At 59.5% G+C, this 26264-nt stretch carries 31 protein-coding genes; 2 read left to right on the forward strand and 29 right to left on the reverse strand.

Annotation, left to right across the window (positions count from 1 at the left end):
• The 24 genes from recN to ACESLM_RS02550 all read right to left on the reverse strand — a co-directional run.
• Positions 1-1450: DNA repair protein RecN (recN, locus tag ACESLM_RS02435; protein ID WP_372629675.1), on the reverse strand; the 1450-nt coding region annotated here is incomplete at its 3' end.
• A 32-nt stretch (positions 1451-1482) separates the two neighbouring features.
• A complete protein-coding gene (ahrC, locus tag ACESLM_RS02440) occupies positions 1483-1932 on the reverse strand; it encodes a transcriptional regulator AhrC/ArgR (protein WP_372629677.1) in 450 nt (149 codons plus the stop codon).
• Positions 1929-2396, reverse strand: a complete 468-nt coding sequence (locus ACESLM_RS02445) for a hypothetical protein (RefSeq protein ID WP_372629679.1) — start codon at positions 2394-2396, stop codon at positions 1929-1931. Before ACESLM_RS02445 ends, ahrC begins: the two co-directional genes overlap by 4 nt.
• Positions 2397-2583: 187 nt before the next feature.
• Positions 2584-3450 (reverse strand): TlyA family RNA methyltransferase, encoded by an 867-nt coding sequence (locus ACESLM_RS02450; RefSeq protein WP_372629681.1) that lies wholly within the window; start codon positions 3448-3450, stop codon positions 2584-2586.
• Positions 3450-5345 (reverse strand): 1-deoxy-D-xylulose-5-phosphate synthase, encoded by a 1896-nt coding sequence (gene dxs / locus ACESLM_RS02455; protein WP_372629683.1) that lies wholly within the window; start codon positions 5343-5345, stop codon positions 3450-3452. Before dxs ends, ACESLM_RS02450 begins: the two co-directional genes overlap by 1 nt.
• A 150-nt stretch (positions 5346-5495) precedes the next feature.
• A complete protein-coding gene (locus ACESLM_RS02460) occupies positions 5496-6407 on the reverse strand; it encodes a polyprenyl synthetase family protein (protein WP_372629685.1) in 912 nt (303 codons plus the stop codon).
• 53 nt (positions 6408-6460) lie between these two features.
• Positions 6461-6739, reverse strand: coding sequence for an exodeoxyribonuclease VII small subunit (gene xseB, locus ACESLM_RS02465; protein WP_094050930.1), 279 nt, complete (start codon positions 6737-6739; stop codon positions 6461-6463).
• Positions 6732-8099, reverse strand: coding sequence for an exodeoxyribonuclease VII large subunit (gene xseA, locus ACESLM_RS02470; protein WP_372629687.1), 1368 nt, complete (start codon positions 8097-8099; stop codon positions 6732-6734). The genes xseB and xseA overlap by 8 nt, the downstream gene beginning before the upstream one ends.
• A gap of 10 nt (positions 8100-8109) precedes the next feature.
• The gene (gene folD / locus ACESLM_RS02475; RefSeq protein ID WP_094050928.1) at positions 8110-8961 is read right to left on the reverse strand and encodes a bifunctional methylenetetrahydrofolate dehydrogenase/methenyltetrahydrofolate cyclohydrolase FolD; all 852 of its coding nucleotides are present in this window, start codon (positions 8959-8961) and stop codon (positions 8110-8112) included.
• Entirely contained in the window at positions 8958-9419 is a 462-nt protein-coding gene (gene nusB, locus ACESLM_RS02480) for a transcription antitermination factor NusB (protein ID WP_094050927.1), read from the reverse strand. Before nusB ends, folD begins: the two co-directional genes overlap by 4 nt.
• Positions 9420-9526: 107 nt before the next feature.
• Positions 9527-9757, reverse strand: coding sequence for a DUF2273 domain-containing protein (locus tag ACESLM_RS02485; RefSeq protein ID WP_094050926.1), 231 nt, complete (start codon positions 9755-9757; stop codon positions 9527-9529).
• A 15-nt stretch (positions 9758-9772) separates the two neighbouring features.
• Positions 9773-10336, reverse strand: coding sequence for an alkaline shock response membrane anchor protein AmaP (gene amaP, locus ACESLM_RS02490; RefSeq protein WP_372629689.1), 564 nt, complete (start codon positions 10334-10336; stop codon positions 9773-9775).
• Between the two features lie 155 nt (positions 10337-10491).
• Positions 10492-10899: an Asp23/Gls24 family envelope stress response protein gene (locus ACESLM_RS02495; RefSeq protein WP_372629691.1), complete on the reverse strand. Its 408-nt coding sequence runs from the start codon at positions 10897-10899 to the stop codon at positions 10492-10494.
• A gap of 149 nt (positions 10900-11048) precedes the next feature.
• Entirely contained in the window at positions 11049-12398 is a 1350-nt protein-coding gene (gene accC / locus ACESLM_RS02500; protein WP_372629693.1) for an acetyl-CoA carboxylase biotin carboxylase subunit, read from the reverse strand.
• A 19-nt stretch (positions 12399-12417) separates the two neighbouring features.
• Positions 12418-12900 carry an acetyl-CoA carboxylase biotin carboxyl carrier protein gene (accB, locus tag ACESLM_RS02505; RefSeq protein ID WP_372629695.1) on the reverse strand — a complete coding sequence of 161 codons (483 nt, stop codon included), beginning with the start codon at positions 12898-12900 and terminating at the stop codon, positions 12418-12420.
• Positions 12901-13131: 231 nt separating this feature from the next.
• A complete protein-coding gene (locus ACESLM_RS02510) occupies positions 13132-13776 on the reverse strand; it encodes a SpoIIIAH-like family protein (RefSeq protein WP_372629696.1) in 645 nt (214 codons plus the stop codon).
• Between the two features lie 41 nt (positions 13777-13817).
• Positions 13818-14471, reverse strand: coding sequence for a stage III sporulation protein AG (gene spoIIIAG / locus ACESLM_RS02515; protein ID WP_372629698.1), 654 nt, complete (start codon positions 14469-14471; stop codon positions 13818-13820).
• Between the two features lie 22 nt (positions 14472-14493).
• Positions 14494-15216, reverse strand: a complete 723-nt coding sequence (locus ACESLM_RS02520; RefSeq protein ID WP_372629700.1) for a stage III sporulation protein AF — start codon at positions 15214-15216, stop codon at positions 14494-14496.
• 18 nt (positions 15217-15234) lie between these two features.
• Entirely contained in the window at positions 15235-16464 is a 1230-nt protein-coding gene (gene spoIIIAE / locus ACESLM_RS02525; protein ID WP_372629702.1) for a stage III sporulation protein AE, read from the reverse strand.
• A gap of 25 nt (positions 16465-16489) precedes the next feature.
• Positions 16490-16879 (reverse strand): stage III sporulation protein AD, encoded by a 390-nt coding sequence (gene spoIIIAD, locus ACESLM_RS02530; RefSeq protein ID WP_094050917.1) that lies wholly within the window; start codon positions 16877-16879, stop codon positions 16490-16492.
• 9 nt (positions 16880-16888) lie between these two features.
• Positions 16889-17092, reverse strand: a complete 204-nt coding sequence (gene spoIIIAC, locus ACESLM_RS02535) for a stage III sporulation protein AC (protein WP_094050916.1) — start codon at positions 17090-17092, stop codon at positions 16889-16891.
• A gap of 63 nt (positions 17093-17155) precedes the next feature.
• Complete coding sequence (spoIIIAB, locus tag ACESLM_RS02540; RefSeq protein WP_372629705.1) at positions 17156-17683, reverse strand: stage III sporulation protein SpoIIIAB; 528 nt, start codon at positions 17681-17683, stop codon at positions 17156-17158.
• The gene (gene spoIIIAA, locus ACESLM_RS02545; RefSeq protein WP_372629707.1) at positions 17676-18821 is read right to left on the reverse strand and encodes a stage III sporulation protein AA; all 1146 of its coding nucleotides are present in this window, start codon (positions 18819-18821) and stop codon (positions 17676-17678) included. The genes spoIIIAB and spoIIIAA overlap by 8 nt, the downstream gene beginning before the upstream one ends.
• A gap of 97 nt (positions 18822-18918) precedes the next feature.
• Positions 18919-19182: a YqhV family protein gene (locus tag ACESLM_RS02550; protein ID WP_372629709.1), complete on the reverse strand. Its 264-nt coding sequence runs from the start codon at positions 19180-19182 to the stop codon at positions 18919-18921.
• A gap of 200 nt (positions 19183-19382) precedes the next feature.
• Here ACESLM_RS02550 and comA point away from each other — a divergent pair, with 200 nt between their 5' ends.
• Both comA and ACESLM_RS02560 read left to right on the forward strand, forming a co-directional pair.
• A complete protein-coding gene (comA, locus tag ACESLM_RS02555) occupies positions 19383-20207 on the forward strand; it encodes a phosphosulfolactate synthase (RefSeq protein ID WP_372629711.1) in 825 nt (274 codons plus the stop codon).
• Between the two features lie 99 nt (positions 20208-20306).
• Positions 20307-20768 (forward strand): DUF441 domain-containing protein, encoded by a 462-nt coding sequence (locus tag ACESLM_RS02560; protein ID WP_372629713.1) that lies wholly within the window; start codon positions 20307-20309, stop codon positions 20766-20768.
• A 242-nt stretch (positions 20769-21010) separates the two neighbouring features.
• On the opposite strand, the gene ACESLM_RS02565 is transcribed toward ACESLM_RS02560, so the two are convergent.
• From ACESLM_RS02565 to ACESLM_RS02585, 5 genes are all read right to left on the reverse strand, one after another.
• Positions 21011-22264 (reverse strand): aspartate kinase, encoded by a 1254-nt coding sequence (locus ACESLM_RS02565; RefSeq protein WP_372629715.1) that lies wholly within the window; start codon positions 22262-22264, stop codon positions 21011-21013.
• A 1106-nt stretch (positions 22265-23370) separates the two neighbouring features.
• Positions 23371-23928, reverse strand: a complete 558-nt coding sequence (gene efp, locus ACESLM_RS02570; protein WP_094051012.1) for an elongation factor P — start codon at positions 23926-23928, stop codon at positions 23371-23373.
• 34 nt (positions 23929-23962) lie between these two features.
• Positions 23963-25036 (reverse strand): M24 family metallopeptidase, encoded by a 1074-nt coding sequence (locus ACESLM_RS02575; protein ID WP_372629717.1) that lies wholly within the window; start codon positions 25034-25036, stop codon positions 23963-23965.
• Entirely contained in the window at positions 25029-25481 is a 453-nt protein-coding gene (aroQ, locus tag ACESLM_RS02580; RefSeq protein ID WP_372629719.1) for a type II 3-dehydroquinate dehydratase, read from the reverse strand. Before aroQ ends, ACESLM_RS02575 begins: the two co-directional genes overlap by 8 nt.
• A gap of 129 nt (positions 25482-25610) precedes the next feature.
• Complete coding sequence (locus ACESLM_RS02585) at positions 25611-26156, reverse strand: YqhR family membrane protein (protein ID WP_372629721.1); 546 nt, start codon at positions 26154-26156, stop codon at positions 25611-25613.
• Positions 26157-26264 lie beyond the last annotated feature (108 nt).

Here is a 26264-nt window from a genome sequence, read left to right on the forward strand (position 1 = left end):
AATGGCGGGACAGCAAGCTAAGCTTCTCCGCGATTGCCTGCGCCGCCCTTCCGCTGACGCCGGTGTCCACTTCGTCGAAAACGAGCACGGGAATTTCGTCGATACGGGCGAAAATCGCCTTCAGCGCCAGCATGACGCGCGACATCTCGCCGCCTGACGCGATCTTGGCCAGCGGCTTGGGCGGCTCACCCGGATTTGTCGACAGGATGAATTCCGCTGTGTCTGTCCCTGAGACCGTCAGCTCGGCCGTTCCGAGCTTGACCTCGAAGATGGAACGCTCCATCTGCAGCTCGGCCAGCTCCTGCTCGATCTGCTTGGCGAGCACTCGGGCGGCGCTGCGGCGAATCGCCGATAGCTTCTCTGCCCGCGTCTGCAGCTCGATCCTAAGCTGCGCTTCCTGAGCCGTCAGCTTCTCGAGCAATTCCTCGCTATTGTCGAGTTGATCGGCTTCGGCTTGGATTTTGGCCCGGTAGTTCAGAATGTCCTCGATCGTCTCGCCGTATTTGCGCTTTAATCCGTGAAGAACGTCCAGTCTTTGCTCGATCTGAGCCAGACGCTCGGGATTGAATTCGATATTATCCTTATAATCGCGAAGCTGATACGCGCCGTCCTCGGCGCTGTAATAAGCGCTCTGAAGCTGTTCCACGAGCGGCTGAAGCGCAGCGGGATCGAATTTCACGATATCCTGCAGACGGCTGAGGGAACGCGAGAGAGCAGATAAGCCTTTCGTTCCGTAGAGCAGATCGTACGCTTCCGTGACGGCATCCGCAAGCTTCTCCGCATGGGCTAGTTTGCGCCGTTCGTCGGCAAGGGATTCATCCTCGCCCGGTTTTAACCTGGCTGCCGCGATCTCCTCCAGCTGGAACCGATACAAGTCGAGCATTTGCATGCCTTGTCTCGACTTCTCCTCCAGCTCGCGCCGCTCCTTGCTCACTCCGACATACTGCTGATACAGCTGGCGGTACGCCGACTTCTCCTCGCGAATGTCCTCGCCCGCGAACAGATCGAGCCATTCCAGATGCTTCTCCGTCTTCAGAAGCGATTGATGTTCGTGCTGGCCGTGAATGTTGACCAGATGCTCGCCGACTTCCTTCAGCATGGTCAGCGTGACGCTCTGACCGTTGATTCTTGCCGACGATTTGCCGTGAGACAGCAGTTCCCTGCGAATCAGCAGCGTCTCGTCGCGATCGGCCTCGATGCCGAGACGTCCGAGCGTCTCCCATACGGGATGACCGGAGGGAAGATCGAACACCGCTTCGATATCCGCCTTGTCGCAGCCGTGCCGGATCATCTCGGCGGAGCCGCGGCCGCCGGCCGCCAAGGTCAGGGCGTCGATTACGATCGATTTGCCGGCCCCCGTCTCTCCCGTAAGGACGTGAAATCCGGAATGGAAAGCGACGGATACGCTCTCGATGACGGCAAGATTATGGATGGTTAACTCGCGAAGCATGATAAGCCCCCCTGCACCCGTCTAGTCTTAAGTCATAGCATAATGTCGTTGATTCGCTTCAGCACGTCTTCTCCGAGGCTTTTCGTCTTCGTGATGATGAGCGTCGTATCGTCGCCGCCGATCGTCCCGATGATTTCCGGCCAATCCATGCCGTCGATCAGCGCCGCGATCGTCCCCGCCGTGCCGGGCAGACATTTCAGAACGACGAGATTTTCCGCCGATTCCGCCCCCAGATAGTGATCGAGCAGCGCCCGCTTCAGCTTTTGGGCCGGGTTGTAACGCTGGTCCTGGGGCATCGAATACTTGTATCGGCCGTCCTCCAGAGGAACTTTGATCAGCTGCATTTCCTTAATGTCGCGCGACACCGTCGCTTGGGTCACCTGCATTCCTTCCAAGCTTAGCGCTTCCACGAGTTCCTCTTGCGTCTCGACTTCCCTTGAGCCGATCAACTCACGGATTTTGCGTTGACGTTGTCCTTTCATTTCTCGCCAGCCTCCACTTTGAATCGCACTGTTTTGATTTGACGCTGCTGCGGAAACACGATGACGATACCGTGGCAATCCGGGAACAACAGCGCATAGACGAGCAGCCTTTCGCGCAAGCCGCTGGCCGTCCATTCGAGCGGCTGTTTAGGCCGTTCGAGCTTCACCAAGTAATATTTATTATCCTTCGCCGCCAAATAATCGAAATAGAGGCGAGTCGGCATGACCGCGCCGTCGTCCACGGACACTCCGAGCGGAATGCGGTGCTTGCCCGACAGCACCTGAAAGCCTTGCTCCTTCAGCAAGACGACGTGCTCGTCCTCTTCGACGCCGCCAGCGGTCGCAAGCTTGCGCAGACGGGCATCGGGGGGTTCGTGCAGCCAACGGTCCAGCCTTCTGATCACCCACCATCCCATAATGCCAGCCGCAATCAGCATGATGAGCCAATCTCCTACGCTATCCATAACCGCCTCCCGAACGTTCCGTTACGGAGAGCCGCGCTGTCTGGACAAGTTGTATCCGTTATTTTACCTTTTCGAGATCGGACGACGATTTCCTCCAAGCTCGCGCAAAAACCCGGAGATGCGCGCAGGCCCGGATCGATCCTCAGGCCGTTCTTCGGCAGCTCCGGGTGTCCGGGCGATTGCTCTCTTATGAAGGAGTGCGGCGGAAGGTTCGGTTCGCTTCCTCCACCGTCATCGCGATCAGCTCCTCGAGCGGCCGATCCATCGCGACAGGCGCGGATGGCTCCTCCTCCGAAGACGGGGAGCCGAGATGCCAATAGGCGAGAAATTCGATGTTGCCCTCGCCCCCGGTAATCGGAGAATACGTGAGTCCTTGCAACTGGAATCCCAGATCCTCCGCCACGGTTAGCACGTCCCGAAGCACTTGCGCGTGCACGACCGGGTCCCGAATGACGCCGGACTTGCCGACGTGTTCCCTGCCCGCTTCGAACTGAGGCTTGATCAGAGCGACCGTATGTCCGTCCTTCCGGAGGATCTCGGCCAGCACCGGCAAAATCAGCTTAAGCGAGATAAACGAAACGTCGATGCTCGCAAAGCCCGGCTGCGGACCGTCCAACTGATCCGCCGTCATGTGGCGGAAGTTCGTCCGTTCCAGTACTTGAACCCGCTCGTCTTGACGGAGCGACCAGTCCAGTTGATTGTAGCCGACGTCCACCGCGTACACCCGCGCGGCTCCGTTCTGCAAGGCGCAATCCGTAAAGCCGCCCGTCGAAGCGCCGATATCGAGCATGACCGCATCCCGCAGGTCAAGGCCGAAATGCTTGATCGCCTTCTCCAGCTTCAGTCCGCCGCGGCTCACGTAAGGATGCACGGAGCCTTTCACCGTAATGGCCGCGTCGCGCGGCACCTTCGTGCCCGCCTTGTCGACGCGCTCCGTTCCGACGAGTACGAGCCCGGCCATGATGGCGGCTTTCGCCTTCTCCCGGCTTTCGAAATATCCCTGCTCCAGCAGCAGCAGGTCGAGCCGCTCCTTGGTCGTCTGCGTTTTCTCCATCAGGTGGCCCTTTGCCTCTTCCGCACGGAGAGCGAAGCCAGGCGCTGGGCGAGGCTTTCGGCCGTCAGTCCGACTTCCTCGCGCTGTTCCTTCACCGTCGCATGCTCCACGAATAAGTCGGGAATGCCGGCCAGATGAACCGAAGCCGGTTGAACGCCTTGAAGTGCATAGAACTCCAGAATCGCGCTGCCCAGACCGCCTTGAACCGCGCCTTCTTCCACGACCATGATCGGCAGTCTTTCTTTGGCCAACGATAGAAGCATTTGTTGATCCAACGGCTTGACGAACCGGGCGTTAACGACGCGCACGTTAATGCCTTCGCGCTTCAGCAGGTCCGCCGCATCCTCGGCTACCTGAACCATCGGACCGATCGCCAGCACGGCCGCGTAGTCCCCATCGCGAACCGTCTCCCACGTTCCGATCTCGATCGCCGTCATCCGCTCGTCGTATTCGACGCCTACGCCTTCAATCCGCGGATACCGCACTGCGATCGGTCCGCCGTCGTAATCGATCGCCGTACGCAGCATGTTTCTCAGCTCGTTCTCGTCCTTGGGCATCATGATGACCATATTCGGAATGTGCCGCAGGAAGGCGATATCGTATACGCCCTGATGCGTCTCGCCGTCGGCTCCGACGAAGCCGGCCCGATCGATGGCGAACACGACGTTCAAGTTCTGCCTGCAAATATCGTGGACGACCTGATCGTACGCGCGCTGCAGGAACGTCGAATAGACGGCGAATACGGGCTTCATCCCTTCCATCGCCAGCGCGGCCGACATCGTCCCCGCATGCTGCTCGGCGATGCCGACATCGTACATGCGGTCGGGAAACTTCTCCGCGAACTTCAGCAAGCCCGATCCGCCCGGCATCGCCGGCGTAACGGCGACGATGCGGGAATCCTGCTCCGCAAGCTCGATTAGAGCGTTGCCGAACACTTCCGTATACATCGGAGGACCGACCGGCTTGATCACTTGTCCGGATTCGATCTTGTACGCTCCGGATACGCCATGCCACTTATGCGAATCGGCTTCGGCCGGCGAATAGCCTTTCCCTTTGGTCGTCAGCACGTGCACGAGCACCGGCCCGTCGACCTGGTCGGCTTGCTTGAACGCCTCCAGCAGCTTGCTCAAGTCGTGGCCGTCCACGGGACCGAAATACTTCAGTCCGAATTCCTCGAACAGCATGCCGTCCGGCGCGATCAAATATTTCAGGCTGTCTTTGACGCGATCCGCCGTGCGGGCCAGCTTGCCTCCGATCGCGGGCACCTTGCGCAGCAACCAGTCCAGTTCGTCCTTCGCCTTGCGGTAAATCTTCTCCGTCCTGACCTTGCCCAGATAATTATGGATAGCTCCGACATTCGGAGCGATGGACATCTCGTTGTCGTTCAGCACGACCATCAATTTGCGCTTCTCGTGACCGATATGGTTAAGCGCCTCAAGCGCCATGCCTCCGGTGAGCGCACCGTCTCCGATGATCGCGACTACGCGATTCGATTCGCCCTTCAAATCGCGCGCCAAAGCCATCCCCATCGCTGCGGACAAAGAGGTGCTGCTATGGCCGGCTTCCCATACGTCGTGCTCGCTCTCGTTGCGCTTGACGAACCCGCAAAGGCCGTCCTTCTGGCGCAGCGTATCGAAGCGGTCTTGGCGGCCCGTCAGCATCTTGTGCACGTAAGCCTGATGCCCGACGTCGAAAATAAATTTATCCTTAGGGCTGTCGTAATGGTAATGAAGCGCCAAAGTCAGCTCCACTACGCCGAGGTTGGGCGCCAGGTGCCCTCCGGTTACGCTCAGCTTCCGAATGAGAAAGTGTCGAATTTCTTCCGCCAGCTGAGGAAGCTCGGGCAGCGTTAGTTTCTTCAAGTCATCCGGACTGTCGATTCGCTCGAGCAGCAAGTCATGTTCCCCGCTTTCCCCATATCAATAATAGACCCATTATACCATAACCCCGATTCAATGCCCAAATTCCGCAACGAAAAGCCCCGACCTGACAAACGTCGCCCACTGCGCCGTCCGTCCCGTACGGGGCTTCCTTGTATCGCGTCGTTAATGATCCCGGTTCAGCAAATAATCCGCGATCTCCAGCAGGCGGTCCGGCTTCGCCAGCCCAGCTTGCAGCAAGGCGTCGGCCGCATCGCGCGTCAGTTCTGAGACGCGTCTGCGACTCTCTTCGAGGCCGAGCAAGTACGGATAGGTTACTTTCTGCTGGCGCTCGTCGCTCTTCACCGGCTTGCCAAGCTTATCGGCCGAGCCGGTCAAGTCGAGAATGTCGTCCTGGATCTGGAACGCCAAGCCGACGTTGCGCCCGAATCGGCCCAGCGCCTCCAGCTGACGATCGTCCGCTTCGGCCGCGTGGCCGCCGGAGCGCAGCGAGAAGGAAATCAGATCGCTCGTCTTGTGCAGGTGAATATGCTCCAGTTGCTCCAGCGACGTAATCCCCTGCTCTCCGAGCATGTCCGATACCTGACCTCCGACCATGCCCGGCAGCCCGGCGTAGCGGGACAGCTCCCGGACGACGGCAAGCACGCGTTCCGCGGGCACGCCGGCCTCCGAAGCCCGCGAAGCGACATGGAACGCATGCGTCAGCAACCCGTCGCCGGCGAGAATCGCCATCGCGTCGCCGAACACTTTATGATTCGTCGGTCTTCCGCGGCGATAGTCGTCGTTGTCCATGGCCGGCAGATCGTCGTGGATAAGCGAATACGTGTGGATCATCTCGACCGCGCATGCGAAAGAAAGCGCCTTGGCGGAAGTCTCCTCCCTGCCCGACACCGCTTCGGCCGACGCCAGCGCCAGAATCGGCCGGAGGCGCTTGCCTCCCGCCAGCAAGGAGTAGTCCATCGCTTCCCGCAGCCGGTCCGGAATCGGCCAATCCTCCGGAAAAACGTTGCGCAGCGCGTCTTCCACCCGTTCCCGCTGCTCCTGCAAATAAGTGTGCAAATCCACCGAAGTCTTCACGTCATAACCCCTCTGCTCTTCAAAACCTATGTATGCCGAATCGCGCCCGATAATTACTCTTCTTTCCCCGCGGAGAACGGCTTGCGCTGCAGTCCGCCGTCGCCTTCCACGAGCATTTCGATGCGGCGCTCGACCTGCTCCAGCTTCTGTCCGCAGAGACGCGACAGCGTCATCCCTTCCTGGAACAGCTCGATCGCCGTCTCCAGCGGCACGTCGCCGCTCTCCAGCTTGGCGACGATCGTCTCGAGCTTCTCCATCGCCAGTTCGAAGGACATTTCCGCCGCGCCGTTCTCCCCGGCCGCTTCGGCTTTCCCCGCGCCGTTGTTAGCCATTGACTTGCTCCTCCCCGTGTATTCCCCAGATTTGGCAGTCCAGTTTACCGTCCGTAAGACGAAGACGAATGAGATCGCCCGGCTGAACCTCGTTAACCGAACGGATCAGCTTCTTCTCCTGCTCATCGTAGGCCAGACTGTAGCCGCGGGCCATGACCTTCAGCGGACTAAGCGCATCGAGCTGCCTGACCAGAGAGTCGAAGCGGCTCGCCTTGTCGCGCGCAATCGCGTTCATCGCGAGCTCCAGCCCCTTCGCGGCTGCGGTCATCCGCTGCCGGGCATGAACGATCTGCTGCCTCGGATTAACCGCCTGCAGCCTGCCCGCAAGCCGCGTGGCGCGCTCTTGGGCCCGGCTCTGTTCCTCCCTGATCCGGTAGCGGAGCGCTTCCTTCAGCCGGTCCAGCCGCTCGGCCTGCACGAGCAGACTTCGTCTCGGCTGCGTGAAGTAAGGCGAACGCGCCGCATGCTGCCACCGCTCCTTCGCCCTCGCAAGCCCGCGTCCGAGCGCCCCGGCCATTCGCTGCTCCAGATGGGCCAGCTCCTGCCGCAGCTCCCCAATATGCCTGACCGCGAGCTCGGCGGCCGCGGTTGGCGTTGCCGCGCGAATGTCCGCGGCGAAATCCGAGATTGTAAAGTCCGTCTCGTGGCCGACGGCAGAGATAACCGGAATCGCGGAGGCCCGAATCGCCCGTGCGACGACCTCCTCGTTAAATGCCCACAGCTCTTCAAGCGAGCCGCCGCCTCGGCCGACGATCAGCACGTCTGCCGCGCCCAGCTCGTTCATCTCCCGAATCGCCTTGACGATGGAAGGAGCGGCGCCGGTGCCTTGCACGGATACCGGATACAGCAGCACGTGCACGCCCGGATTGCGGCGCTCGAGCGTAATCAGGATGTCCCGCACGGCTGCGCCGGTCGGCGACGTGATAACCCCGACCGTCCGGGGATAAAGGGGCAGCGCCCGCTTCGCCTCTGGACGAAACAGCCCTTCTTCCTCCAGCTTGCGTTTGAGCTGCTCGAAGGCCAGATACAGGCTGCCGATGCCGTCGGGCTGCATCGCCGTCGCGTAGAACTGATACTGGCCGTCCCGTTCGTAGACCGAGACGCCTCCCCGCGCCAACACCTTCATGCCGTTCTTCGGAGCGAACGGCAATCTCTGATTGTAGGATGCGAACATGATGCATTTTAATCGGGAGTTCTCGTCCTTCAGCGTGAAATACATATGGCCGCTGGAATGAAGCGTAAAATTCGAAATCTCGCCTCTCAGCCATACGTCCTGAAGCCCTGGATCGCCTTCGAGCTTGTTCTTGATGAGTCGGGTGATCTCGCGTATCGTCAGCGCGCGCGCCGGTTCTCCTCTCATCCCGGAAGCCCTACTCGCGAGCGCGTTTGGCCGCCTTCAGCGTGTTGGCCATCAGCATCGTGATCGTCATCGGCCCGACGCCGCCCGGCACCGGCGTAATCCAGCCGGCCGTATCCAGGACGTCGTCGAAATCGACGTCGCCGCACAGCTTGCCGTCAGGAAGACGGTTAACGCCGACGTCGATCACGACCGCGCCCGGCTTGACCCAGTCCTTCTTGACCAGCTTCGGCACGCCGACGGCGGCGACCAGAATGTCCGCTTGCCTTGCGATCTCCGGCAAATTCGGGGTGCGGGAATGGCAGATCGTTACCGTCGCGTGTTCCCGCAACAGCAGCATCGCCACAGGCTTGCCGACGATATTGCTGCGTCCGATAACGACGGCATGTTTGCCGGACGGATTGTTGCCGGTCCGCTTCAACAGCTCGATAACGCCGGCCGGCGTGCAGGGCAGCAGCGTATCGTCGCCGATCATCAGGTTGCCGACGCTTTCTGGATGGAAGCCGTCAACGTCCTTCTCGACCGCGATCGCGTCGATGATCGCCTTCTCTTCAATATGCTTCGGCAGCGGAAGCTGCACGAGAATTCCGTTCACCTTGCTATCGCGATTGTAACCGTCGATCAGCCCCAGCAGCTCTTGCTGGCTGGTCTCGGCGGGCAAGCGGACGACCTCGGAATAGTAGCCGAGCTGCTCGCAGGCTTTCGCCTTGTTGCGCACGTACACCTGCGAAGCCGGATCTTCGCCGACCAGAATGACGACAAGACCGGGAGTCACGCCTTCTCCCTTCAACCGCTCCGCTTCCAGCTTGATCTCTTCGCGGATGGAGTCGGATATTTTTTTTCCCTCGATCAGTTGTGCGCTCACTTCCGGTCACTCTCCTCGGTTTTGTTCTCTTCTCTCTCTTTCATCATGCGGCCCAGAACGCCGTTCACGAACTTGCCGTTCTCCTCCCGGCCGAAATGCTTAGCGAGCTCGATCGCCTCGTTGATGACGACTTTGGGAGGCACGTCCTGCCGATACAGCATTTCATAGACGGCGAGACGCAGAATTTGCCGATCGACTCTTGACAGCCGATCCACCTGCCATCCCGTCAAATAGACGACCAGGCGCTGGTCGATCTCCTGCTGCTTGTCCAGCACGCCCTGCACCAGCTCTCTCGTAAAAGAGTCGATGCTCCCGAGCTCCGCCACGTCGGTACCGATTTCATTGTCTTGCCGGGCTTCGTCCATCACCGTATTAACGGCTTCCAGCCCGGTCACTCCGTTCATTTCGATCTGGTACAGGCTTTGTACCGCGATTTCCCTTGCCAGTCTGCGCTTCATGAGTCCTCCCGAATGTTTCGTGTCGTTGAAGCCGTGTCCCCTGTTCCTTGCATTCAGACTATAATTTTTTCCATAAACGCGCAAAAAATCCCGTGCATTCGCAGGGATTATCGCGACCAAGGCCAACGGTCAGACACCCAGTCCGTCAATCTCTCGAGCGGAAAGATCGGGCCGCGCCGTTCGTCCTTCTGTTTGCCAATCCAATAACCTATGCCAATGAGCAACGCGCAAAACAGCATATCCCAAAATCCGCTGATCAAATAGATAATGCCGAATAAGAGACCGGCCGCGATTCCTGCTATTCTGCCGCCGTAGGTTTCCAACCATGCTTTCCACATAGGCGGTCCCCCCTCCTATTCCACGCGGCTCTTGAAGGTAGCGGGCGCTTGCGTCACGTTCGCGATAAAAACCGAAACCTCCGCCACGGGTATGCCCGTCGCTTCCTCGATCTGCTGCGCAACCGTGCGCTGCATCTCCTCCGACATTGCCGGAATGGAGCCGTCTCCGTCCACGAAAGCCCGGATCAGAATGCCGAGCCCGGCTTCGGATATCCGCACGCGCGCGCGCAAGTCCTTGACGCCCCGCGTCCGGGATGCCGCCTTCAGCGCGAGATTCTCGACCGTCTCCACCGAGATGCGGATGTCTCCGTGCTCCGTGCGTTGATTGATCGACGGAGCGGAATTGCCGTCCCTGCGAACCGAGACGAACAGGAATCGAATGCTGACGAGCAGCAGAACGATCGATACTCCGATGACCGAAGCTTGCACGACGCGCACGTCGCCCGTAAAATCGGATACGACCTCTTTCAGCCATTCCTCGGAAAATCCTCCGCTCGCGGCCACGATCGCCACGATAGAAGCGACCGCGATCACCAAACTGTACAATAACAGAAGCAGCCTGTCCAACACTTTAATCAACGAATGAGCCCTCCCTGTTCCCAGATACAATGAAGCGCTATGATCGCGAAAAGGCCTCTGCGAGAGTTGTCCCGCAGGAAACTCTCGTCAGAGGGCCGTCATCCGCAGACCGAAGCCGTTCTCGACGCCGCGGTAACCGGGGTACGGCTCCGTCGTTATCGGACGCGTGCGTGGGATTCTTCTTCTTCGGGTTTCTCGTTCGTCTTGAAGTGAACGTCATGAATATGTACGTTGACTTCCACGACGTTAAGTCCCGTCATCGATTCGATCGAACGTTTGACGTTGCGTTGAATCTCGCTTGAAATTTCTGGAATTTTGCGGCCGTAGTGAACGATAATCGACACGTCCACGGCAGCCTCTCTCTGACCGACTTCTACCTTGACACCCTTGGACAGGTTCTTGCGTCCGAGCAATTCGGCGATGCCGGACGACAGGCCCCCGCTCATGCCGGCGACGCCGTCCACTTCGATGGTGGCCAGACCGGCGATCACCTCGATGACCTCCGGGGCGATCTCGATCGTGCCGAGATCGGTTCTTTCGTAATCCGGGGCTATCATTTCCATTTCGCAGTTCCACCTCCATATCCCGGACCTATTCGCTTAAGTCCGAGCGTCCGCCTTCACTACTTATAAATATAGCATTCCCGGATTATTATGACAAACGCTTGGCCGGTTTTTTTGTTCCGCGTACGGAAAACCGGCGGCGGCCGGCCTTAGAGGCCGACGTCGTGCTCCTCGAGGAACTTGATATCGAACGTGCCATTGTTGAAGATCGGATGGTTCATCAGCTTCAGATGGAACGGAATCGTCGTCTTGACGCCTTCTACGATGAATTCGCTCAAGGCGCGGCGGGTTCTCGCGATCGCTTCCTCGCGCGTCGGCGCCCATACGATCAGCTTCGCGACCATCGAGTCGTAATGCGGAGAAATGACGTACTGCGGATAAGCCGCGCTGTCCACCCGCACCCCCGGACCTCCCGGCGGCAGATAGAAGCCGACGCGTCCCGCGGAAGGCATGAAATTGCGCTCCGGGTCTTCCGCGTTAATCCGGCATTCGATCGCCCATCCGTCGAGTCTGACGTCCTCTTGCTTGAAGGACAACGTCTCGCCTTCGGCGATGGCGATCATTTCCTTGATCAAGTCGATCCCGGTAATCATCTCGGTCACGGGATGCTCGACCTGAATGCGGGTATTCATCTCCATGAAGTAGAAGTTGCCGTCCGGCCCGAGCAAATATTCGATCGTTCCGGCGCCGGAATAGTTCACGGCCTTCGCGGCGCGGACGGACGCTTGACCCATGCGCTCGCGCAGCTCCGGCGTCATGATCGGGCACGGGGCCTCCTCGACCAGCTTCTGGCGGCGGCGCTGCACCGAGCAATCCCGCTCTCCGAGATGCGCCACGTTGCCGTGCTTGTCGGCGATGATCTGAATCTCGACGTGCTTCATGCCCGTCAAGTATTTCTCGAGATAGACGCCTGCATTGCCGAAAGCTTTCTCCGCTTCCTGCTGCGCGGTCGTGATTTCCCGGATCAGCATCTCTTCGTTATCGGCGATCCGAATGCCGCGTCCGCCGCCTCCGGCCGTCGCCTTGATGATGACCGGATAACCGATCTCGCGGGCGACGCGAACCGCGTCGTCCAAATCCTCAAGCAGACCGTCGGAGCCCGGAATGACGGGAACGTCGGCGTCCTTCATCGTCTGCTTGGCGACGGACTTGTCCCCCATTCGGCTGATCGCCTCGGACGAAGGACCGATGAACGTTATATTGCACGATTCGCAGATCTCCGCGAAGTCGGCGTTTTCCGAAAGAAATCCGTAGCCGGGATGAATGGCGTCGCATTCCGTCAAGGTGGCGACGCTCATAATATTCGTCAGGTTCAGGTAGCTGTCCTTGGACGCGGTCGGCCCGATGCAATAAGCTTCGTCGGCCAGGCGCACGTGCAGCGATTCCCTGTCGGCTTCGGAGTAGACCGCTACCGCCGTAATGCCCAGCTCGCGGCATGCGCGGATAATTCTCACTGCGATCTCGCCTCGATTGGCGATCAGTATTTTGTTGAATTTCAAAGCGAAGTCCTCCTCGGGGTTATTCCGGCTTTACTAGGAATAGCGGTTGGCCGAACTCGACAAGCTGTCCGTTCTCCACGAGAATGTCCACGATTTCTCCTTTGACTTCCGCTTCCAGAGGATTCATCAGCTTCATCGCTTCCAGAATGCACACGACCGTTTTGTCGGAAACTCTGTCTCCGATGTTCACGAACGGAGACGCGTCCGGGGACGGCGAACGGTAGAACGTGCCGACCATCGGGGAGACGATCCGGTGCAGGTTGGACGTGTCGGCCGCCGGAGCGGCTTTCGCCTCTTCGGATGGCGCGGCGGGCGCGGTTTGCGCGATCGGAGCGGACGGCAAATATGTAGTAGGGAAGGAAGGCGCTTGCACGTTGACGACTTCGGTGCGGCCCGGTTTGCGGATCGACAGCCGCATGCCTTCGTTTTCGATTTCCAGTTCGTGTACGCTCGTTTGGTCCACCAATTTGATCAATTCTTTGATTTCGCTCAACTTAAACATCTCGGTCACTCCTTGATTCGGGATTCCCCCGTCTGAAGAAAGCATGCTCGAACGCAGATCTTGTTCGAACCCACAACGGGATTATTATACCATAAACGTTCGAAATGGAAAGGGTTATGAGAGCCGCCGGGACGCGCAAGCGCGAAGAAGGCTGCCCGGAGACGGATCGGGAGATCCGCATCCGAGGCAGCCTCGCCTCCGCTATTGCCCCTCGCAGCTCCCGTCTCCCGATCATTCCACGTACTGGACGCTAACCCGATCGGGGCCTACGTTAAGCTCTTTCGTCGCCAGATCGATGATGCCGATCGCCTGCGTCTTCTCGAGCTTATCGCTGAGCACGATGACATTGAACTTCGTATCGACTTCATCGACGACCGCGTTGTCGAAGTCTTGCAGCAGCTTCTCCTGCAGGCTCGTGATCCGGGCGTCCAGGTCTTCCAGACGACCCAATTCCTCGGCGGCTGCCATTGCTTCCTCTTGGGTGACTTTCGTATTGCCGATCACCGTGCTCAGCTCTTCCGCCCGCTTGCTCACTTTGTTCAGCCGCTCGTACGCGATCTGTTCGAGGCGGTCGTTGCCCGTTGCGTTGGCGATTCCTTTGAGCACTTCCTGGTCCTCCGGCGATACCGCGTCGCCCGTGCCGACGGCCCCCGTCTCGGCGTCCGTCAGCTCGTCGGTCATCTGGTCGACCTGCTGTACGGTGACGCCGTCGGGATCGGTCGCCGCGACTTTGCCGGCGTCCTCGATGACCTGATTCGGCCCGCCTGCGGCGTTGTTCGTCGACGGAGCGTCCTCGCTGAATAAATAATAGGCGGACAAAATGACCATCAAGCTAAGCATCGATACGAGCCAGATCGTTTGGCGTTTGTTGTTCATTGTTCCATTCCTCCCGGAATCTTCGATATTTTGTGGACTCGTCACGTTTTGCGGGGGACGACGGAGACGCGATGGATCGGCACGTCGAGCCCTCCCGACACGGCTTCCGCGATCATCTTCTTGACGGCGGCGCTCTCCGCGCCCTTGGCGACGATCATCACCCCGCGAAGCCGCGGCTTGATCTTCTTGACGACGATCGGCGACTGGACCCCCGACGAGATCTCGTACAGCACGACCTGACCGTCCTTGGAGATGTCCGTGATATGCCGCTTGGCGCCGTTGCGGTCCGTCTCGTCCGTAATCGTCTGCATCTGCTTCTCGTTGAGCTGCACGACCGTCTCTTCCGTGGAATCGACCGTGACGAGAACGTCGACAGTGCCGACTCCGACGATTTTCTCCAGCATCCCTTTAAGCCGGCTCTCGAACTCCGATTCGATATCGGCGAATGTCGAGACGCCTTTGTCGTCGCCGCCGCCGAGGAACGTCTCCTGCTGCGGAACGTCTTCGTCCCTCGGCGGCGAGAAGTTGGGCGTTTTGGAAGGATCGACCGGCTTGACGTTAAGCAGGGAAGCCGCGAGCAGCATCGCCGCGCCGATCAAGCCGATCAGCACGAGCCAGCGGAACGCTTTCACCCTGCGCGGTCCTCCGGAACCTCCGCCGATGTAGGATTCCAGCCGCTCCAGCCATTTCGCCATGACACACCTCTCCTAATCTGACTCATGCTTCGTCCGGCAGCTTGACTTCGACGATGCCGGGCGCGAGCCCGAAGCGATTCGATACGAGCGCGGTCACGCTTCTTCGCGTCTCCCCGTCGAGCTCCCGTTCCCCTTCGGTCCCTCCGCTTGCCGGAATCGCGCCGTCCGACTCCTTCTCGGGCGCTGTCCCGCCTCCGACCTTGACTTCGATCTCTACGTCCGCCACCGCCTCCACGTCCCGGATCTCCCCGGACGAGGCGCCGTCGCTCCGTTCGCCTGCAGAGACCGCTTCCGGCTCGAGCTCGATCGATACTTTCGCGACCGCGAGCGAGCCGTCCGACACCTTCTCCAGATCGACCTGCACCTGGCGAACCGGACGGCCGCCGGCCTGCTCCACTTCGCTCCGGATCTCGGATTCGAGCTTCGCCGCCGTCAGATCGGCCGCCTGGGCCAGTCGGCTCTCGCGCAGCTTAGCCCCGTCGGCCTCGATCATGGCCAGCTGCCTGCCCGCCCCTTCCGGGGTCTTCTCGACCGACTGCAAACCTTGGGCCAGCCTGCTGCCGAAGTCCCCCTTGACCCACTGCATGATCGGTCCGGCCACCGTCAGCAGGATGAACAGCCCGGCGACGAGCCTCACGTAACGCTGCATCGTTCGGTTCGGCAGCAGCAAGTCGATGAGCGAGGCGAGCAGGATGACCGCGATCACCTGCCGCAGCCAGCCCGACAATCCGTCCATGATGTCCATCCGGCGATCGCCTCCCGTTCATCGGATCATAAGGGCGGCGTTGCCCGCCGTCAGAATGATCGTCACCGCCAGGAAAAACATCAGTCCGACCGAAGCGAGGGCGGCGAAGACGTAGATCAGCGTCTTGCCGATCGTCTGCAGGCAGTGCACGATTGGCGTGTCTCCCAGCGGCTGCATGACCGCTCCCGCCAAGTTGTAGATGAGCGCGAGCGTTAATATTTTCAAGGCCGGAAAGGCGCACAGGAAGATCAGGACGATCACCCCCGCCAGCCCGACCGCGTTTTTGACGAGCAGGCTTGCCGACATGACGGTATCGGTCGCGTCGGAGAACATCTTGCCGACGACCGGCACGAAGTTGCCGGTCACGAACTTCGCCGTCCTGAGCGCCACGCCGTCCGCGACCGCTCCCGTCGCCCCCTGCACCGACAGCACGCCGAGGAAAACCGTGAGCAGAATGCCGAGCAGCCCTACGCCTACGTTGCGCAGCAGGTTGGCCAGCTGCGTCGCCTTGTACCTCTCGGTAATGGCGCTGACGAGATGCAATACCGCGGAGAAGAACAGCAGCGGGAACACAACCAGATGCACCAGCGTCCCGATCGTATGGATCATGAACACGATAAGCGGATGAAGCACCGCGACCGACGTCACGCCTCCCGTTCCCGCCAGCAGCGTCAGCAGCAGCGGCACCATCGCCAGCATGAACTGCACCATATTCCCGATCGCTTCCGCCGCGTAGGCGGTCGCCGTGCGAAAGCTGTTCACGGCAAGGATGATGACGACCAGGTAAGCGATGCCGTAAGCAACTTTGCTGACCGCTCCCCGCTCGAAAGCGTTTTGCATCGTCTCCAACAGCATCGTGAAGACGGTCAGCAGCACGATCGTCATGAGCAGCTTGCCGCTGTACAGCACCTCGTGCAGGAAAAACTTCGCCAAACCGGACAGCACCTGCCCGATGTTCCAACTCTCCCCTTGGGGAAACATCAGCTGGCGCAGTTCAGGCAGCTTGCCCTCGGGGAAGTACCCGCCGTATTCCGACTTCAAGCCGTTCCAATACTGCTGGATGCGTCCCAGCTCGAGCTCTTCGCTTTGCCGCCGGGCCAAGTCCTCGGACAGCTTTCCCTGTTCCTCGAGCGAAGGCTGGCCTCCTCCCGAGCCGGCCGGATTCGCCAGCGCGGCCGAAGCTCCCGCGAACAGGAAGGCGAGCAGCGCCAGCAGCGACAGATTGAATGCTTTTCCCGTGCGACTCATCCCGTTCCTCCCGTCTCCGCGCCCGTCAAGCCGGCAGCAGGTTCAGCACCGTTTCGACGATGACGCTGATGATGGGCACCGCCATGACGAGAATGAGCATTTTTCCGGCAAACTCGATTTTCGTCGCTATGCTTTCCAGCCCCGCGTCCCGGACGATCTGCGCGCCGAACTCCGCGATGTAGGCGATTCCGATGATTTTCAGCATCGTCTTCAGATAGACCGAAGGAATGCCGGACCGGTCCGCAAGCTCCTCCAGCACGGAGATGACGTCGCCGATCTTGCCCACGAACGCGAGGAAAATTCCGACCCCCACGAAGGCGGCGAGCAGATAGGCGAACATCGGCTTCTGTTCCCGGATGACGAGAATAAGCACGGTCGCGAGAAACCCGATTCCGACGATCTGAAGTATGTCCATCCAACCCACCTACTGGAACAGGAAAATGGTCTTGATTTCCTGGAACAAGTCATTGAGCATGCGTACGACCATGAACAGCACGACCACGAACCCGATCAGCGTTACCCAGTGCGCCATATCTTCCTTGCCCATCTGCTTCAACACCGTGTGGATCATCGCCACGATAATGCCGATGCCGGCGATTTGGAAAATGGTGCTGATATCGATGTTCATCGCTATGGCCTCCTAATTGTCCAACGACAACCAAATGCTCCAAGCCGCAATCGCCCGTCCCGCCTATAACATCAGAATGACGACCAGCGCCGCCCCGAGCATGCCCAGGCTGCGGCTCAGCTTCTCGTATTTTCGCTGCTCCTCGCGAGCGGCCCCCTCCTCCGCCTGAAGCTGGTGGAACGCGAGCTTCAGATGCTTGAGCTGGTCCTCCCGGCCGCTTCCACCGAGCGACTCCCCGAGCCTGAGCACCGCTTCCTTCTCCGACTGCTTCATGGCCGTCGCCGGCCAGAACTCGCGGATCGCCTTCTCCCAGCAGTCCCGCACCGTCTCCCCCGATCGCGCTTCGTCTCCGGCGAGAGAAGCGGCGATTCTGGCGAACATCGCCGACAAAGGCTTCGGAATCGCGGCCGCGATTCTGTCCAGCGCTTCCGGCAGCGGGGTTCGGCCGTAGCCGATCTCCGTCTCCAGACGCTGCAAGGCGTGAAGCAGCTCGCGAATTTGCCGCGGCCTGGCGGCGTAGCGGGCCGATTGCACGAGTCCGATCATCGTTCCCGCGAACAGAACGAGCAGAACTCCGACGAACTTAAGCATCTCCGCTTCCCTCCCTTAGGCCGCCGCTAGGCGAACGGATCACCGGCATCGGACGGGATTTGACCGTCACCCGGGCGACCGCGCCCGACGACGCGGCTTCCGCTTCCGGACGAACCGCTCCGGCCGACAATCCGGGAGCGTCCCTCGCCATCGCCGCTCCCGGACGGCCGACCGCGACCTCCCGCTGCGCCTCTTCCGCGGCGACGATCCGGTGCGCCACGCTCCCCCCCGATTTACTCAAGAACACGTAGGCGCCGAACGCTCCTTCCGCGGCCAGCCTGCCGAGCGCCGGCCTGGCCAGCACGTCGGCCATGTCGGCGGCGTGCGCGGTCGCGAGCACGCGCACGCCCGCGTGGATCGCTTCGCGAATCGCCTCCGCGTCCTCCGGCCTGCCGATCTCGTCCACGACGAGCACCTCCGGCGACATCGAGCGAAGCATCATCATCATGCCCTCCGCCTTCGGGCAGGCGTCCAGCACGTCGCAGCGCGGCCCCAGATCGAACGTCGGCACCCCGCGCTCGCTGGCGGCGATCTCCGAACGCTCGTCCACGATGCCGACTTTGCGGCTGCCCCATCCCCTCGCAGCGGGGTGGTGCCAGGTTCCGTAGCTGATGCAGCGGGCCAGGTCCCGGATCAACGTCGTCTTGCCCTGCTGAGGCGGGGAGACGATCAGCGTATGCCGGATCGTTCTGGCCTGAACGTCCAGCAATCCGGGCAGCACGTGGCCGCCGAATCCGGCCCGTGCCCTGGCGATCCGGACGTTGAACCCCGCGATATCCTTCAAGTGGGAGACGGCTCCCCCATCCAGCACGGCGCGGCCGGCCAACCCGATGCGGTGGCCTCCCGCTACCGTGACGTATCCCCTGCGAAGCTCTTCTTCCGCCGCGTAGATGGAATGGTTCGTAATGCGCTCGAGCAGCGCGCGGCACTGGTCGCGGCCCGGTCGATAGGCTTCCGGGCTGCTCTCCGTCAGAGAGCCGTCCTCGCGCACGAACGCATAACGGCTTCCGTAGCCGATCTCCATCGGGCGATTCTCGCGAATGCGAATCTCTTCCAGCGACTCCTTGGCCGCCTCGGGCATTCGCTCGAGAACCGAGCGCAAGGAAGTCGGAAACAGCTCCATGATCGGTTGCGGCAAGCTGACTCCCCCTCTCCGCCGGTAGTGGATCATGCTTGTTCATATGTATGCTTGGACGGCGCGATTATGCCTGCTTGGCCGACTGGCGGGGAAAGTCTCATTTTCTTAATATTCCTATCAGCAGACAGCCGACCCCTGCGAGAATCCAGACGAACTTGGCAGGGGAAAGCTTGTCCGCCAAGCCTACCAATCCGATCGTCGTCGTGGAAATCAGAACGAGCGGGCCGACCAGGGCGAGCATCGAATTGACGGCCAGAGCCTTCTGAACGTCGTTGAGCCGAAGCATGACGATCGCGGCGATCAATTCGATGCTGCCGGATAATACCCGCAGCATCGCCATGCTGAATGCCGCCTTGTCCACAGAACATTCCTCCTTATCGATTGCCGAGTCGTCTTCGCGTTACTATCCTTATGCCGAACAAACCGTTAACTTGTCTCTTAATTTGCGCGCGGGATTCATTTCGGAAGAGTCGGAGAATAAGAGAAGAGCACCATCTTATGGGCTAACGCATATATTGGTCGGGTATTACCCACCTTTGCTGCGAATGAGGAGAGTTGAGCATGCGGAATACGACCCTGCAATCGGAGTGGCCCGATTTGTTGTCCGACCCTAGCGGGCGAAGAGCTTCCAAGCCCCGCCTGACGGGCCGCACGATGGTGTTGGACAAAGGCTTGGGCCAGAGCGCCTTCGAGGATCTGCTAAGCTTGTCCGGGGATTATATCGATATCGTCAAAATCGGCTTCGGCACGTCCCCTCTCTATCCGCCGTCCATCCTTCGGAAGAAAGTCGACCTCGCCGCCGAACGCGGAATCGCCGTCATCCCGGGAGGCACGCTGTTGGAAGCTGCGGTGAAGCTGGACGTCGTCCCAGGCTTCTTTCGTCAGGTGCTGGCGATGCGGTTTACGGGAATCGAGGTGTCGGACGGAACGATCCATCTCGATCGCGACCTTCGCGACGAACTGATCAAGGAGGCGAAATGTCTCGGCCTGCAAGTGTTCACGGAATACGGAAAAAAACGTCCCGGTTCCCGCATCGACTTCGCCGACTTTGCCGCCACCGCCGAACGCGACCTTGCCTGCGGAGCGGACATGGTGACGGTGGAGGCGAGAGAGTCCGGCATCGACGTCGGGTTGTTCGACGAGAAGGGGGCATGCCGGGAGGAGGATCTTTCCTATATCCGCAGCGCCCTGCCGAACCAGGACCGCATTCTCTGGGAAGCTCCTCTTAAAGAGCAGCAGGTCTCCCTGCTGAAAGCGATCGGAGCGCGCGTCAACCTCGGCAACATCCCGTTCCAGGACGTGCTCGCGCTTGAAGCGATGCGCCGGGGCCTTCGCTCGGATACGTTCGAGCTGCAGCGGACTCCTTACTTCGATTACATGATCTGACGGCATCGGGCCGCGGCAACGGGAACAAGCCTCGCGTTCTAAACGCGAGGCTTGTTCCATATCGTGTACCATCTGGAGTTGAACGGGAGCGTGACGCGGATGTTATATGGAGATTTGGTACTGGTCGCGCTCATCGTCATCGGGCTGATCGGCAGGTCGTCGATCATCACGACCGCCGCGTGCATTCTGCTGATCGTTAAGCTCGCCCATCTCGACCGCTACCTGCCCGCCATCGAGAGGAGGGGAATCGAGCTCGGCCTGCTCTTCCTGACGCTGGCCGTGCTTGTCCCATTCGCTTCCGGCCGCGTTCAGCCCAAAGATATTATGGACGCTTTCTCCGGCTGGATCGGCTGGGTCGCCCTGATCGGCGGGGCGATCGGCGCTTTCCTGAACAGCAGAGGTCTCGAGACGCTCAAAGCGGACCCGCAGCTGATCGTCGGCATCGTCATCGGTTCGATCGTCGGCGTCGTGCTGTTTCGCGGCATCCCCGTCGGTCCGCTCATGGCCGCCGGCATTACCGCCGTCATCATCAAGCTGGTCCAGTTGCTCGCGGGAAAATAAAGGGACTGAACCATAAAAATTGGATTGATCGATGAACAAAAACGGGGGATGTATCTCCTTCCCCTGCTGATACGATCATGAAATCAGGAATCGATTAACCCGTACTAGGGTAATTTCATGACCGTATGAGGCAGGCGCTTTCGCTCTCCAGGAGATACATACCCCTATTTCTTTTTCGATCCTTTAAATGGTCTGGCTTACAGCTCAGTCCCTCTGCTCTGACTTATGAAACAGTCCTATCCTTAGCGCCGCTCGGAGGGACCGCCGACGAACGCGGTGTCCGCCGTATCCAATCCGTACGCGGTGTGAAGCGCGCGAATGACTTCCTGTACCGGCTCGGCGGCGATGACGCAGGAAACTTTGATCTCCGACGTGCTCACCATTTTGATGCTGACGCCAACGCTGGAGATCGCCTCGAACATTTGTGCGGCGACTCCCGGATTCGACACCATTCCCGCTCCCACGATCGACACTTTCACGAGACCTTCCTCGAACGTCGCTTCGCGGTAAGGCACTTCCGTCTTAATGCCGGCGAGAACGTCCAGCGCTTTCGAACGGTCGGCCAGCGATACTGTGAACGAGAAGTCCGCCTTGCCGTCCTGCACGCCGCTTTGCACGATGATGTCTACGTCAATGCCTTGCTCCGCCAGCGCTCCGAACATTTTGGCCAATACGCCCGGCACGTCCTCGACGCCCAGCACGCTGATGCGGGCCACGTTTTTATCCGCTGCGATTCCTCTTACGACGATTCCTTGCTCCATTTGCGCTTCCTCCCTCACGAGCGTGCCTGCGTTATTCGTAAAGCTCGAGCGTACGACCAGGTTTACGTTGTAATGCTTCGCGTATTCGACCGCGCGCGGATGAAGCACCGCGGCCCCCAGATGCGCCAGCTCCAGCATTTCGTCGTACGAAATTTCGTCCAGCTTCCTCGCGCATTTGACGACGCGCGGATCGGTGGAATAGATGCCGTCGACATCCGTGTAGATTTCGCACACGTCGGCTTTCAGCGCCGCGGCCAACGCGACCGCCGTCGTATCCGAGCCGCCGCGGCCGAGCGTCGTAATCTCTCCGCCCTCGGTCATTCCTTGGAACCCGGCGACGATAACGACGTTCCCTTCGTCGAGTGAAGCGAAAATCCGCTCCGGCGAAATGTCGCTGATCTTCGCCTTGCCGTGCGTCGCTTCCGTAACGATACCGGCCTGCCACCCCGTGTAAGATTTAGCGCCATGCCCGAGTTTATGGATCGCCATGGACAGCAAAGCGACGGAGATTTGTTCGCCCGTCGTCAGCAGCATATCCATCTCGCGAGCAGGCGGGTTGCCGTTAATCTCTCTCGCCTTGTCGATCAAATCATCCGTTGTATCTCCCATCGCCGACACGACGACGACGACCCGGTCGCCCTGCAGCTTCTTCTCCACGATTCGCTGCGCCACCCGGCCCATCCGCTCAGTCGTGCCTACGGAACTTCCGCCGAATTTCATCACTGTCAATGACACCGGTAGCCACTCCCCCAGTCAACTTTCCAAGCTAATAAAAGAACACTGCATACAGCATTATATTATAGCATAAGTCCATTGGCCCAAAAAGAACAAAAATAATGTCGACATTTTGAAGAGGCTGCCTCTCCGAATTCCAAGCAAAAACGCCTTCAGCACCCGTAGGACGGCGAAGGCGTCTTGTCGGGTACGATGCAGATTATCCCCTTCCGTCAGTCCTCCCCAGCATCACACCTGGCGTTCATTCCTTCCTTTTATCGCTATCCCGTTCGATCAGTCTGTTCTATCTCTCCCCTTCCATTCTCTGCGTCTTTTGCCGCTATCCCCTCCGTTCAGTTTCACGCCGCGCCTAGCCCATCGCTTTTCATCCCTTTTGCCGCTATCCCCTCCGTTCAGTTTCACGCCGCGCCTAGCCCATCGCTTTTTCATCCCTTTTGCCGCTATCCCCTCCGTTCAGTTTCACGCCGCGCCTAGCCTATCGCTTTTCATCCCTTTTGCCGCTATCCCCTCCGTTCAGTTTCAGGCCGCGCCTAGCCCATCGCTTTTTCATCCCTTTTGCCGCTATCCCTTTGAGTCAGTTGGTAGTCACGTCCAGTTGCTTGCGGATTGATTCCATTCTTCCACAATCACCTATCCTGAACTCACGAAGTCTAGCGACCGTTCCTGGTCTGGCAGACTGACTCGTGCCTCACGGCAATACTCCTTAAACTTGAATGATCCGCTCCTTTTCAAATGGACCGAAGCAAGTCCCTCACACTCTAGATCCCGCTTTTTTCAAAGGTACTGAGCTAGCGGGATACAGACAAATGAAGGATAGATCATAGCCGATCTCGCAGAATGCGTACGACCAACCTGATTGGACGGGATACCGGCAAAAGGGTGGAAAAGACACTATGAACATATTCGGAAAGTGGCGCAGGTAAGCTGAGTCGACGGGATACCGGCAAAGGAAGGGAAACGGCACTACGTACATATTCGAAAATGTGATACAGACAACCTGACTGGACGGGATACCGGCAAAAAGGCGTGATTTTATACTTTCTGGTAAGCGCAAAAATCCCCGACCCGCCGTCAGGCGGAATCGAGGATTCGGAAAGTCGAGAAGCTTAAGCGCGCGATACGTATCTGCCTTCGCGCGTATCGATCGTCAGCACGTCGCCTTCGTTAATGAACAGCGGAACTTGAACGTTAAAGCCGGTTTCCAACTTCGCGTTCTTCGTCGCGCCCGTAGCGGTGTTGCCTTTGATTCCCGGCTCGGTTTCCACGACTTTGAGATCGACGCTGTTCGGAATCGTAATGCCGATCATCTCGCCTTGGTAGCTGGAGATGTTGACGGTCATGTTTTCCGTCAGGAAATTGATTTCCCATTCCAGCTGCGCCTTGGTCAGCTCGAACTGGTCGAATGTCTCGTTGTCCATGAACGTGTATTCGGCGCCCGAGTTGTACAGGTACTGCACCGCACGGTTTTCGACGTGGGCGCGAACGACGTTCTCGCCTGCGCGGAACGTCTTCTCCACCACGTTGCCGTTGCGCAGGTTTTTGAGCTTAGAGCGTACGAATGCGGCGCCTTTGCCCGGTTTAACATGTTGGAAGTCCAGAACGGTGCACAGAGCGCCGTCCACTTCGATAGTCAAGCCTGTTTTAAAATCGTTGACAGAAATCACTTCGATACTCCTCCTGTAGAGACATTGCTCTTGATTAGTCCAACTCGATCAGCCGCTTGGGCGAGCTTGTCAGAATGCGGATACCGCCTTCTGTCATCACGACGTCGTCCTCGATCCGAACCCCGCCGAAGCCGGGGAGGTAGATGCCCGGCTCGACCGTCACGACCATGCCGGGGGTCAGCACAACATCGCCGGTAAGCGACAGCCGCGGCGATTCGTGAATCTCCAAACCGATTCCGTGTCCCGTACCGTGACCGAAATATTCCCCATAACCATACCGTGTGATGATATCTCTCGTCAAGGCGTCGCCTTCTTTTCCGGTCATCCCCGGACGCAGATGATCGAGGGCGTATTGCTGCGCTTCCTGCACGATCGCGTAGATTTCCTTGTGTTTGTCGCTCGCTTTGCCAACGACAACCGTACGCGTAATATCCGAGCAGTAGCCTTTGTAATAGGCGCCGAAATCAAGCGTGACGAATTCGCCGGCGCCGATCGTCTTGTTACTGGCGACTCCGTGCGGCAACGCCGAACGTTCGCCGGAAGCGACAATCGTGTCGAAAGACGAGCTCGTCGCGCCCTGCGAACGCATGAAGAACTCGATCTCCAGAGCGATCGACCGTTCGGTCGCGCCGGGCTTCAGAAACGCCAGAATGTGATCGAAGGTCCGATCCGCCAAGTCGGCCGCTTCCTGCAAAATCGCCAGCTCGTCCTCGTCCTTCGTCATCCTCAGCTTCTCAACAATGCCTTCGGACCGCAGCAGCTCCGCCGGGCGGAATGCCTCTTCCATTTTCCGATAGGCCGCATAGGTGACGTCCTGCTCTTCGATCAGCAGCTTCTCCGCGCCCCACTCCTTCAGCAGTCCCGCGATCGTCGCGTTCATGTCTGCGCCGTGCTTCAAGATGTCGAAGCCCCGCGCCTGCTCAGCGGCCTGTTCGGTATAGCGGAAATCGGTCACGAACATAGCCTTGTCCGCCGAGATCAGCGCTGCTCCGGACGTTCCGGTAAAACCGGTCAAATAGCGCACGTTAAGACGATTCGTGACAAGAAGCGCATGGCCTTCCGTTCCGGCGATCGCTTCTCGCAAACGGGCAACCCTAAGATTAGGCATTCGTTCTTCCTCCCTCTATGTGCCGGCACAGCGCCATGAGCCCCAGCTCGTAGCTGTCCGCTCCGAATCCCGCGATCTGTCCGACCGCGACCGCCGCCGTCAGCGAAGTATGGCGGAAAGCTTCGCGCTTATGAATGTTGGAGAGATGAACCTCGACGACGGGAAGCCCGACGGACGAGAGCCCGTCCCTCAGAGCATAGCTCGTGTGGGTCAGCGCGCCCGGATTAATCAGAATACCGTCGCGCTTGCCGTAGGCGGCATGGATTTCGTCCAGCAAAGCCCCTTCGTGATTCGATTGGAAAAAGCTCAGTTCGGCCCCCAAAGAAACGGAGAGCTTCCTTAGACGCGCCTCGATCTCCGCCAGCGTTACGGCGCCGTAGACGCCCGGCTCGCGAATGCCGAGCATGTTCAAGTTCGGGCCGTTCAGTACCAGTATGCTTGCCATTGTCCTGTTCCTCCCGCTCCGTAGCCGTCGTCGGTCGGCCTGGCCGACCGGGCCAAGTACATCAGACATTGTAACACACCGGCGGCTTTCAGGAAAACGGTGGAATTAAGCTTTTTGCGCTCTCGCCGTTTACGAGGAAGGCTGCGGGGAGCCTTCCGCGGCTTTGCGGGTCGGTTCCCGGCTCGCTTCGTCATGGAGCTCGAACGCGATGCTGTAGCCGATGAACAGCCCCCAAAGCAGGAACAGGCAGAAATCCGTGATGATGCTGTCCCAACCGATCCGGTTAAGCGGCGGAAGCGCTCCAATGTAAGGTCCGGCCCATGCGTACACGAGCGCCCACCAGGCGGCGCCGAACCCTAGTCCCGGCCAAGGACCTGCCAGCTTGCCGAGCAGCGCAACGTAGACGAGCGCCGCCAGCATCGACATCGCGATGAACGCGCCCAATCCTCCCAGCTGCCAATAGAAGCCTCCGAGCCAGGCCCGAGGGACGAACGGATCGAGCAGAAACGCTTGCGTCACGCTCGTAAAATTGAGTCCGGTCGCCAGCCAGCGGAGCAGCCCCCAGATGAAGCCGGCGAAAAAGCCGATTTTCAGACTGAACAAGATCGGTCGGGTCGGAGCCGGCTCGCTCTCTCCGGTCTTCCGACGATTTTCGTATTTAGGTGCGGACGTCATGCGCTTTCATCCTTCCACGGCAAGGTTGGCAATTCGCGGTTAGTATGGCCTCATCCGCTTTGGGCTACTCCTGGCGCGGGCCGTCTCCCCCATTGCCAGTGGCTTTCT

The organism is Cohnella sp. (assembly GCF_041641335.1).
Classification (GTDB): Bacteria; Bacillota; Bacilli; order Paenibacillales; family Paenibacillaceae; genus Cohnella.